Source organism: Mycobacterium colombiense, assembly GCF_001672755.1.
In the GTDB taxonomy this organism is placed as follows: Bacteria; Actinomycetota; Actinomycetes; order Mycobacteriales; family Mycobacteriaceae; genus Mycobacterium; species Mycobacterium colombiense_C.
Window position 1 is genome coordinate 1 of sequence record NZ_LZKI01000180.1, and the last position, 10,335, is coordinate 10,335.

At 66.2% G+C, this 10,335-nt stretch carries 11 protein-coding genes and 1 tRNA gene; 4 read left to right on the top strand and 8 right to left on the bottom strand.

Annotation, left to right across the window (positions count from 1 at the left end; all coding sequences use genetic code 11):
• The 6 genes from A5708_RS22765 to A5708_RS22790 all read right to left on the bottom strand — a co-directional run.
• On the bottom strand, positions 1-472 hold a 472-nt coding region (locus A5708_RS22765; RefSeq protein ID WP_419538349.1), incomplete at its 3' end, for a DUF7159 family protein.
• A gap of 210 nt (positions 473-682) precedes the next feature.
• A complete protein-coding gene (locus tag A5708_RS22770) occupies positions 683-1,807 on the bottom strand; it encodes a DUF7159 family protein (protein WP_065030783.1) in 1,125 nt (374 codons plus the stop codon).
• Between the two features lie 177 nt (positions 1,808-1,984).
• Complete coding sequence (locus tag A5708_RS22775) at positions 1,985-3,394, bottom strand: DUF7159 family protein (protein WP_081293054.1); 1,410 nt, start codon at positions 3,392-3,394, stop codon at positions 1,985-1,987.
• Positions 3,395-3,637: 243 nt separating this feature from the next.
• Positions 3,638-5,575, bottom strand: coding sequence for a DUF7159 family protein (locus A5708_RS22780; protein ID WP_269199408.1), 1,938 nt, complete (start codon positions 5,573-5,575; stop codon positions 3,638-3,640).
• Between the two features lie 117 nt (positions 5,576-5,692).
• Positions 5,693-6,265, bottom strand: coding sequence for a dCTP deaminase (dcd, locus tag A5708_RS22785; RefSeq protein WP_065030785.1), 573 nt, complete (start codon positions 6,263-6,265; stop codon positions 5,693-5,695).
• 30 nt (positions 6,266-6,295) lie between these two features.
• Positions 6,296-6,931: a hypothetical protein gene (locus A5708_RS22790; protein ID WP_065030786.1), complete on the bottom strand. Its 636-nt coding sequence runs from the start codon at positions 6,929-6,931 to the stop codon at positions 6,296-6,298.
• 175 nt (positions 6,932-7,106) lie between these two features.
• Between A5708_RS22790 and A5708_RS27030 the strand changes: the two genes are divergently transcribed.
• The 3 genes from A5708_RS27030 to A5708_RS27035 all read left to right on the top strand — a co-directional run bounded on the left by A5708_RS27030 (position 7,107) and on the right by A5708_RS27035 (position 8,532).
• Positions 7,107-7,165 (top strand) — tRNA-Gly (locus A5708_RS27030).
• A 186-nt stretch (positions 7,166-7,351) separates the two neighbouring features.
• The gene (locus A5708_RS22795) at positions 7,352-7,645 is read left to right on the top strand and encodes a hypothetical protein (RefSeq protein WP_065030787.1); all 294 of its coding nucleotides are present in this window, start codon (positions 7,352-7,354) and stop codon (positions 7,643-7,645) included.
• A 77-nt stretch (positions 7,646-7,722) separates the two neighbouring features.
• The gene (locus tag A5708_RS27035; RefSeq protein WP_155766151.1) at positions 7,723-8,532 is read left to right on the top strand and encodes a hypothetical protein; all 810 of its coding nucleotides are present in this window, start codon (positions 7,723-7,725) and stop codon (positions 8,530-8,532) included.
• 104 nt (positions 8,533-8,636) lie between these two features.
• Here A5708_RS27035 and A5708_RS22800 read toward each other — a convergent pair whose 3' ends face one another.
• On the bottom strand, positions 8,637-9,419 hold the full coding sequence (locus A5708_RS22800; protein WP_155766152.1) for an HNH endonuclease: 783 nt from the start codon (positions 9,417-9,419) through the stop codon (positions 8,637-8,639).
• Positions 9,420-9,557: 138 nt separating this feature from the next.
• Between A5708_RS22800 and A5708_RS22805 the strand changes: the two genes are divergently transcribed.
• On the top strand, positions 9,558-9,989 hold the full coding sequence (locus A5708_RS22805) for a very short patch repair endonuclease (RefSeq protein ID WP_269199407.1): 432 nt from the start codon (positions 9,558-9,560) through the stop codon (positions 9,987-9,989).
• Here the strand turns inward: A5708_RS22805 and A5708_RS22810 are convergent.
• A partial coding sequence (locus A5708_RS22810) for an NgoMIV family type II restriction endonuclease (RefSeq protein WP_331250456.1) occupies positions 9,986-10,335 on the bottom strand: 350 nt, incomplete at its 5' end. The two genes, A5708_RS22805 and A5708_RS22810, sit on opposite strands and share 4 nt — an antisense overlap.

Here is a 10,335-nt window from a genome sequence, read left to right on the forward strand (position 1 = left end):
CGTGTTCGTCGTCGGCTCCGGCATCGACATCCCGCTGATCAAGCCCGCCCTGGAGGCGGCGACCACCCTGCCGCTGAACGTCGGCAATGGATCCGTCCGCGCTGTCGACCACCGCAAGCGTCGCCGAGTCGGGCTCGATGTAGAGCAGCGCGGTCTGCGCGTAGTTGGTCTGATGGCCGACCGCCTGGGCCAGGGCCGCCGCGGCCAGGAAGGCCGAGACGAGCATCACATTTTCGACTTTGTGGGCGGCCAGCTTGTCGCGCAGTGCGGCGGCCTCCAGGGGGTCGGTGAATGTGACCCCGGTCGAGGCCAGTTGGTAGCCGCCCTCTGCTGCGCCCTGACGCGTTCCCAAGATGGCCGAGACTACCTGGTCCGAGGCGGTTACCGTTGCTGCATCTGCGGTCGCGGCGACGTCGAAATTGTCTTCATCGACGGTCGCGCCGTCGCCGTTTTCCCCCTCGACCAGCACCATCCGGACTGCAGTCGGGGCCATCGACACACCAAGTACGGTGTCCAAAGCTCCTCCAATAGTCGTTTGCTAGCCGATCACGGTGGGGCCGAGCTCGTCGCACGATGTGATGGCACGAGACAATTCCTGAGTCCCCACCGGTATTCCCCTAACGACCCGATTTTACGCGCGTCCGACACGCGCGTGGCGGCCCGGGACGGGGCGGCGAGCGAGCTACGGCGATGGAATTTGGGTCGGAATCTGCGTACCCAGGTGGCGGTGCAGCCAGTCATCCCAGTGTTGATGGTCACCGGAATGCGGCGAGGGCTGCGGCGACGGCGCGGGGGCCTGCGGCGGAGCCGCCGGCGCGTCCGACGGCGGGGGCGGCCCCGGCGGACCGGCGTCCGGATTCTGCGGGGCGACGACGTTGGTGCTGACGTCGGGCTGCTGGTCCGCGTGCGGGCCGATGCCGAAGGCCAGTGCCAGCGCCAATGCCACGATGCCGCCGACGAAGACCGTGGTGACGGCGGCGATCGTCAAGATCGACTTGCGGCTGCGTCGCTGGCGCGAGTCGGCGGCCGGGTGGGCGTCGGAGGCCGGATCGTCCACTGCGCTGTAGGCGAGTTCGATCGCGGCGGCCGACGAAGTCTGCGCGGTCGGCATCGAGACCGTGCGGGGCGCTCCCAGCTTCGCGTTCGCCGCGGCCAGCGAGGCGCCCCGCGCCAGGGCCATCTCGGGTTCCTCGGGCGTGGTGACCGACAGTGCGGTCGCGGCCTCGAGCGTCGGCTTGATCGACGGGATGTCCACCTCCGAGCCGACCAGAAATACCCCGTCGGGCCGCGCGCTCATCGACTCGGCGCCCGAGACCATCGCGGTCAGCTTCGCCAGTGCGGCGTCGTCGCTGCCGGGCAATGGGTGCCGGTGTACGTCGGTGACGGTCCCGTTAGCAGTGTCGACGACCGCCAGAGTCGCGCTGCTCTGCTCGACGAGCAGCAACGCGGTGCGGGCCCAGTTGGTTGCGCTGCCCACGGCCTGCGCCAGAGCCGCGGCGGCCATGACCGCCGAGACCAGCATCACATTCTCAATCTTGCGGGCCGCCAACGCGTCTCGCAGCGCAGCCGCCTTGGCGGGGTCGGTCCAGCTCACTCCGCTGGATCGAAGCCGGTACCCACCCTGGGCCGCGCTGTCGCGGGTGCCAAGGATGGCTGCGACGACGTGATTCGCTGCGGCGCTGGGGGTTTCGTTGCCGGCGACGTCGAAACCGTTCTGATCGACGGTCACCCCGCCGGCGGCCTCACCTTCGATGAGCACCATGCGGACCGTCTCAGGTGCCATAGACACGCCGAGTACGACGTCCATCGCTCCTCCAAATCGTCCAATTGGTTGCTGCGCAAGCCAGGGCGGCCGCGTTGGCGCCACCTCGGGGGTCTCGCGATTCGAGAGTCAGCCGGACGTACGAAGAGTTCTGGCCGCGGCCGCAACCCCGATTTGCCAGCCTAGCGCGCCCGGTCAGACAAGCGTGTGAAGCGCGACACACTACCGGTGGCCAAAACCGTGACCACCGCCGAAGCCGTGGCCGCCGAACCCATGGCCCCCGCCGAAGCCGTGGCCGCCGCCGAACGGTCCGTGACCGCCGCCGAACGGACCGTGACCGCCGCCGAACGGACCATGGCCGCCTAGGGGCCCGTGGCCACCGCCAAACCCGGGTACCGGTAGCCGGGGCGGCGGAACGAACACCGGCGGCGGCAGGGCCGGTAGGACCGGGGCGGCGGGAGCCGGCGGCGCGATGGGGCGCGGCGCGGCCAGCGGCCGCGGCGGTTCGACCTTGGGCTGCGCCTGCACCGGCGGGCCGGGGTTGAGCGGGGCCGGCGTGGGAGCCGGGGCGACGATGTTTTCGTTGGGGCTGGGCCGTAACGCCACGGTCGGGCGAATGCTGATCGCCAACGCGATTTCCAGCGCGACCACTGCGGCGATGAAGATCACCGCCAGCGAGCTGCTGACCAGTAGGACAGACTTGCGCCGACGCGCGCGTTCGTCGAGACCGATGAGGGTCTTGGCGTCGGCGTCGTCGTCCGCCACGGCGCTGTAGGCGACGTTGGTCTTGCCCCTGTCGACATCGGCGGCCAGGGCCGCGATGTGGCTGCGGTATTCGGGCTGATAACCGGGCAGCAGGCCGGGGTACTGTCCGGCGAGGACCAGCGGGTCTACCTCGCCGGTGCCCGGATCCAGCGCGTAGGCCAGCGCGGCCGTCGACGAAGCGAACAATGGTGCATTCGCCGACGCCAGCGCGGCCCCTCGCGCCAGGGCCATCTCCGGCTCGTCGGGCACGGACAACTCGAGCGAGGTCGCGGCCTCCAGCGCCGGTTTGATCAGCGGGATGTCGACGCCGGAACCGACGAGAACCAGACCCTCGGGGTGGGTTTCGAGCGCCTCGGCGCCGGACGCCATGTCGATGAGTTCGGCTACCGCTTGGTCCTCGTCCTCTGGAAGGATCCTGCGGCGCACCTCCGAGACGGCGCCGTCAGCGGTGTCGACGACGGCCAGGGTGGCGCTGTAAGGCTCGACGAAGAGCAGCGCGGTGCGTGCGTAGTTGGTGGCGTCGCCGACGGCCTGCGTCAGCGCGGCCGCGGCCATGAAGGCCGAGACGAGCATGACGTTCTCGACCTTGTGTGAAATAAGGGCGTCGCGCAGCATCGCCGCTTCGACGTGATCCGTCCACGTCACACCCGTCGACAGCAGTTGGTAGCCGCCGTCGGTGGCGCCTTCGCGGGTGCCGAGGATCGCCGAAATCACTTCGTTGGGGGCGGTGCCGGGCCTGGCGGTGCGCTGGGTGTCGACGTCGAAGTCCTCCTCGTCGACGGTGACCCCGTCGGCGCTCTCGCCTTCGACCAGCACCATGCGCACTTTCGTCGGCGTCATCGAGACGCCAAGCACGATGCCCACCACCGCTTAAGTTCCCCCTGCCCGGTTTGCTGTATTGCTCGAAACCCCATCGGCAATACCACTATTAATCGGTCACCAGAAATTTCCTGCCGCAGCAGGGCAAGGGCCGCATGCCCGCCTACGTTGCTTGGCTGATGAAATTCTGGCGGGTGAGGCGGCATCTTGTGGCCAGCCTCAATAACCCGACCCTACCCGTGTGATCTCGCGGGAGTAAGCGCGATTGCTGTGGGTTGGTTGGCAAACGGGTTAGCGGTGTCCGCCGCCGCCACCACCGCCGAAGCCGCCACCGCCGTGACCGCCACCGAAGCCGCCACCGCCGTGACCGCCACCGAAGCCGCCGCCACCGCCGAAGCCGCCGCCGGCGTGACCGCCGCCGAAGCCACCGAAACCACCGCCGCCACCGGGAGCCGGAGCGTGGCCGCCACCGAAGCCGCCGAAGCCGCCGCCGGGAGCAGGGGCGTGGCCGCCTCCCAGGCCGGGGATACCGCCGGGAGCAGGGGCGTGGCCACCGCCGAAGCCGCCGGGACCACCTGACCCCGGCGTCGGGACATGCCCACCACCCAGGCCGCCGGGACCACCCGACCCGGGCGTCGGGACATGCCCACCACCCAGGCCGCCCGGACCGCCGGATCCCGGCGTGGGAACGTGGCCGCCACCCGAGCCGCCCGACCCAGGCGTCGGAACGTGCCCACCCGGGCCGCCCGGGCCGTTTTCACCGGGCGTCGGAGAGTGGCCGCCGCCGAAGTTACCGGGGCCGCTCGGCTTGGGCGGGGTGCCCTCGCCGGGCGGCGTCTGGTGCGGCGGTGACTGCGGAATGGTGCCGCCGACCTGCGGGGGCTGCGGCAGGTGCACCGGAGGTTGCGGCTGGACCGGTTGCGGGATGGACAGATGCGGCGGGACCGCCAGCATCGGGGGATCGACCGGGTCGGGAACCGGGATATGCACGGGAACCGGAACCGGCACCGGGGGAACCACGACGGGAACCGGAACGATCGGCGCAGCAGGCAGCGGTCCCGCCGCCGGCGGCGGGACCGCGGGCAGCGGCGCGGCGACCGGCGGGCTCAACGGCTGCGGTGCCGCCGCCGGGGCGGGCAGGCTGATTTTCGACAGCGGTTCGGACGCCTGCACCGGCGCCGGCGCCGGGGCCTGTTCGGGGACGATGAGGTGCTGGCCCGGGGTGGGCTGCAAGGCGACGGTTCCCGTGGTGCGGATGCCGATCGCCAACGCGATCTCGAGCGCCAGCACCGCGCTGATCCCGACCACCGCCAACCCGCTGCCGACCAGCAGGACCGGACTCCGCTTCGGCTGGCTCTCTTCGGGAAGGAAGAGCTTTTCGATGACGACGGTTGGTGAATCGGCGTCGTCGTCCCCGACCGCGCTGTAGGCGAGCTCGTCGTCGCCGGGTTTCTGCCCGAACGGGACATAGAGGTATTCGGGTAGGGAGTGCTGGTCGACCGCGCCGGTGCCCGGGTCTTGCGCATAGGCCAGCGCGGCGGTCGACGAGGCAAACAGCGGCGCGTTCGCCGACGCCAGTGCCGCCCCGCGGGCCAGCGCCGTCTCCGGCTCCTCGGCCACACTCACGTCGAGGAACGTCGTCGACTGCAACACCGACTTCAACGGAGCGACGTCGATGCCCGAGCCGACCAAGAACAGGCCGCCCGGTAGAAGTTCCAGCTTCTCCATCCCGGCGACCATCGCGCTGAGCTGCTCGGCGGCATCGCCGTAGGACTCGGCGTGGATCTGTTGTTTGTAGACATCCGGGATGGAACCGTCGGAGGTCTCGACGACCGCCAGCGTCGCGGTGCCGGGCTCCACCAGCAGCACGGCGGTGCGCTCGTAACCCATTGCGCCGCCGACATTTTGCGCCAGCGCGGCCGCGGCCAAAAAGGCCGAGACCAGCATCACGTTGTCGATCCGGTGGGCGGCAAGCGCGTCGCGCAAGGCTGCGGCTTCGAGTTGATCCGTCCACGTCACGCCGATCGATGACAGCTCGAGACCGGCGTCGACCGCGCCCTCGCGGGTACCCAGGATGGCGGAGATCACTTGATCGGGCCCGGTCGTCGTAGCCGCGTCGTCGACGTCAGTGACGTCGAACGTGTCCTCTTCTACCGTGGCGCCGTCGGCGTATTCGCCTTCCAGCACGACCATTTGGATCGACGACGGTGCCATCGACACCCCGAGCACGATATCCAATACAAACCCCTCCAAAGGTATTGCACGATGAGCCATGGCCAGGCGGAGGAAAAAAACCATGGCTAACTAAGTATCGCGCACAAGGGGAGCGTGAGAGCGCTGTAGAACCTATGTAGTCCTTATGAAGTTCTGATAGGAGCGCGACGGGGTCGGTCCTCGCTGGCCCTGATACTTCGAACCTACTTGCTTACTGCCGTAAGGGTGTTCGGCGGGACTGGTCAGCCGCAGAATGCACAGCTGACCGATCTTCATGCCCGGCCACAGGGTGATCGGCAGGTTGGCGACGTTGGACAGCTCCAGCGTGATGTGGCCGCTGAAGCCGGGATCGATGAACCCGGCGGTCGAGTGCGTCAGCAGGCCGAGGCGACCCAGCGACGACTTGCCCTCCAAGCGCCCCGCGAGGTCGTCGGGCAGGGTGATGAGTTCCAGCGTCGAACCGAGCACGAACTCGCCGGGATGCAGCACGAACGGCTCACCGGCGTCCGGTTCGACCAGGCTGGTCAGCTCGTCCTGCTGCTTGGCCGGGTCGATGTGGGTGTAGCGGGTGTTGTTGAACACCCGGAACATGCAGTCAAGCCGCACGTCGATGCTGGACGGCTGCACCAGGCCGGCTTCGAATGGCTCGATGCCGAGCCGCCCGGCGGTGATTTCGGACCTGAGGTCGCGATCGGAGAGCAGCACGCGACGAGCCTAGCTGGCTGCTCTACGTGTTCAGCGGAGGTAGACCTCGCTGCCACTGGGATATCCGCCCCCGGTGGTCGTGACGTGCACGTGGTCGTAGTGGCCGAGCCGGCTCGCCTGGGCTCCGTTGGGCGTGTAGTAGACGCCCCGCCAGATCGCGTCCTGAATGCCGAACCGGTTGGCGTTCTGCAGCACGTAGGCGACGATCGCATTGCCCAGCGCGATGCCCTCGTCGGACCCCGGGGTGGGGATCATCACGTCGACCGCCAGGCCGAGAGGGTGCCACGGCAACGGATCCGGGCGCACTCCCCCCATCTCGTGGATCTGCGGGAAGTCCGCGGTGATGCTGCGCGCGACCAGGATCGTCCGGATCTGCATGCCGCGTTCCGGTGCGACGTCGGCGGTCAGAAAGCGGGCCCGGGTGTGATACCGCGACGCCGCGGTGGGCTCGCCGTCAGGGGACCCCTTGATGAGCCGATGCGACGCCGCGGTCACGATTTGAACGCAGCACGGAGGGGTGTCGCTGATAACGGGTTTGGCCTCGGTATGGGGCGCTGTGGGGTGGACGTCTGCGGACGCCGCGAAGAACACGGCCGCGGGGGCGAGCACCGCTGCCAGGGCCACCGACGGTTTGCGCCGCTTCCTGGCTAATTCGTGTCGACCCATCCCGTGCATATTACGGTGCAATAACGAAATAATAAATATGAGTATGTGAATTTGTGAAAGGAATAGCTGCTTTCCGGCGCGGTGGCGCGCGGCGGCCGCGGCGGCTCGGTCGATCAGCCATCCTGACCTCGACAGGTGCCGCCGGGTGCTAGCCTTCCTTGGCGACAGTGCCGATGTAGTTCAATGGCAGAACATCAGCTTCCCAAGCTGGTTTACGCCGTCCAGCCGGGTCCATAGCAAATTGCGAAAGTCCTGTGACCTGCGGAATGCTATCCATGTAAGTCCGCAGCAGTCCTCATTGGTCGTACTAAGTTGTGACATCGTCGTGACAACGATGCCCCAGTCAAGCTATTTGCTCACCCGGCCAGCACCTCGTGGAGCCGGTCGAGGCAAGGAAGGGAGTAACCCCGGTTGCGTAGCATGACCGGAATCGAAGGTATCGAATGGACGGGCGACAGCGTCCGCTCAGACATCGCGGCAGACCCTGACGCCTGGCTGCTCGCCGTCGGCTTTCTTGGTGACGCTCCGGTTGTTACGGCTGAGGCATTCCGCCGCTACGTCGAGAACTGGATGATGAGGCCTGGCACGGTCATTGAGGGCGACGGGGCACTGATCCACGACTCCTACACCGAGCGGTTCGTGTTCCCGGTTGTCGGCATGGTCGGCGGCTTGCCCGTCTACGCGATCGACTGTTACGGCAACTTCCAGCGGTAGCGTGCGACGCGGCGCGCACGGCCTCGGAACACCGGTCCGATCTGACGGCTTACCGACACGGCAGAGATGAGAGACGGATGGCATGGATAGGCGCGTCGCAGGGAATCTTTCTACTTCATGACTCAGACAGATACTGCGGCTCGTTTCTTCGTATAGAAGATGCGGCTGAAATCCTTGAAGTCGGAACCGACCTTCTGCGGGTACTGCCAACCAAGTCTCTAAACGGATCGACTGTCATCGGTGAACTGGACCTCCATAAGGCATGGGGAAGCGGCAAGATCGAAAGCCCGCTCATTCCCCAGGTAGGGAGTGCGCGCCGAAGCCTGGATGAGTTGATTGTCCGGAAACTTCTACAGATCGTGTTGCCGGGGACCAGCGTTGAATGCCAGGTGCCGTTTGGGCGTAAGCGGGTGGACATCTCATTCACGCACAATGGGAGAAGGACGTTCATCGAATTTGTCGGGCCTTCCCACTTCATCCCGCAGTACCAGCGGGAACTGACGTCGCCTCTAGTCCGTAAAGCGGAGGTCGAAGATCACTTTGGAGCGGAATGCGTCGTGTGGCCGTTCTGGATACAGCGGTGCACGAGAAACATAAAAGCGATTCTCGACGGAAAGACGAGTGGGTTGGCAAGCGTTTGGTCTACGCAGGCTCTGTTTGGCGACTTCGTTTATCCAGGGTCCGCGCAGGTCATCATCGAACTCAGTAATCGGTTTAACGCCGTTAAGACTTCCGGACTCGGATACATGTACGGCAACTCGTGTACCAACAAACCAATTCACCCGATCATCGAAGCGATACGGGCTGGAAAAGCCAATAAGGAAAGGCTGATACCGAACGGAAGCGACACGGCCGAGTCTTTCTGGTTGCCTGAAGAAATCAGATAGGTGTCCCCTGGCCTCCACCGGCGACCGTCGGCAATACGAGACGAACACCACCATGACGGCGGTGTCCTCCGGCTGATCTAGCGGCGTGCACCCGTCTCCTTACCTTAAATTTGACTGCGCATGCCCTTGGTCGCGCCCCGAAGGAACTCCATCACCTGATCCTTCTCGGATGCTGCCAGCTTTCGCGCGCGGTCGAACGCGAAGTCAACCCTGCTTCGGTGCCGGTAGCCGCTTTCGAGCCATGCTAGAAGCGCGGCCTTCTCTGCTGCGCCAAGCTGTTTCACTGCGGCCATCACCTCACCCAGCACCTCCGGGTTAGGCGGCGTGTCCCTAGCTGGCTCATTGCATCGGGCGCACTCGGTCTGCAAGTTGTCGAGGCTTGCTTCGCCGTAGCGGGCTTCGGCCGTCCGATGTCCTGCAGTTAAGCGGGCTGCCGTGCCGGGCTCGCCGGGATACGGCTCCCCTGCGCCAACACCGCAGATTACGCAGCGGTTGTGGTCCCTCTCGTAGACCTGTCTCTTGAGAGCGGCCGAGATATTCGAGCGTTTCGTTGTCTCACCGAGCCACAGCTTGTTTCCCTTTTCCTGCAGCACATACTCATCCATCGCTTGGCCGTACTGGTCCTTATAGGACGTAAACCGCCAGCCCTGTGGCTTGAGATTCCGGAGGCGGCGGTTGAGATGCTCAGCTTGCTCCGGCGTGTCTTCCTCGCCGAGGGCCTCTCGTAGCTGGCGCATCGTGAACGTCCCTCCGACGGGAACGTTGAAATACAGATACGCCGCAAGTCGCTTTTCGCCCCCGAAGGGCCTCCTGGTTCCAGGCGTTACCCGCAGTTTCCACCACGGTATGTCGCCGTAGTTGGGGGAAAGATCACCGTCGTCGGTCACGGCGGCAGCGTCGCAAGCCATGTAAGCCGGTGTCTCGCCCAACTTGCCTCGGTTACGCCCTTGGTAGCCATTCGATGCAACCCCGCTATCTCAGGGCGGACCGGACTCTGCCCTAGCCCGTCGGGCAGACTCGGTGCCGTGGCGGATCACCTGACGCCCCAGGGGCGATCTCGGAACATGGCCGCCATCCGTGCGAAGAACACCAAGCCCGAACTCGCGCTGCGAAAGGCGCTTCGTGCAGTCGGGGCTACGGGCTATCGCCTTCACCGCAAAGAAATTCCAGGTCGGCCTGACTTGGTCTTCATCCGCTGGAGGGTCGCCGTTTTCGTTGATGGCGTGTTCTGGCACGGTCACCCCGACCACTGGAACCCCGAGACGGCCTCTTCCGACTACTGGCGCACCAAGATCGCCCGCAACATCGAACGCGACCGCGCCGCCGACTCCGCGCTGCGCGAGATGGGCTGGAGCGTCGTGCGCGTCTGGGACCAGGACGTCAAGGCCGACCTCGACGGCTGCGTGAGCCGGGTGACCTCGGCCATGACGGAAAAGGGCTGGCGATCCCGCGACTAGACAGTCAGGTCGAGCGCGAGATCGGTGATGTCCCGCAGCCGCTTGCCCTTAATCAGGATTTCGAGCATGTGGATCGCCTCGTCATTACCGCTGAGTTGCACACCTTGCTCTAGTTCGGGGAGCGCGAAGTGGTAAACGACGTCCAGGTCGCCAGTGCCCAGTGCGAGCGACGCGAGGCGGGAGGGCGTGGGTTCTCCGGTTACCACGACCGTGTGCGGGGTGCGGCCCTTGCGGTTTCGCATGATGTTGAGCGCCTCAGACCGAGAGTTCTGGGCACGGTCCGACCGTATCGTCCACTTGCACGAGACCAGAGCATGGATAATCTTCCGCTGCTGATTCGCGCTGC

Coding starts and splice junctions, on each gene's coding strand:
- A5708_RS22770 (WP_065030783.1), bottom strand. CDS start 1,807: ATGGACGTCGTACTCGGCGTGTCTATGGCACCTGAGACGGTCCGCATG.
- A5708_RS22790 (WP_065030786.1), bottom strand. CDS start 6,931: ATGGGTCGACACGAATTAGCCAGGAAGCGGCGCAAACCGTCGGTGGCC.
- A5708_RS22795 (WP_065030787.1), top strand. CDS start 7,352: ATGACCGGAATCGAAGGTATCGAATGGACGGGCGACAGCGTCCGCTCA.
- A5708_RS27035 (WP_155766151.1), top strand. CDS start 7,723: ATGGCATGGATAGGCGCGTCGCAGGGAATCTTTCTACTTCATGACTCA.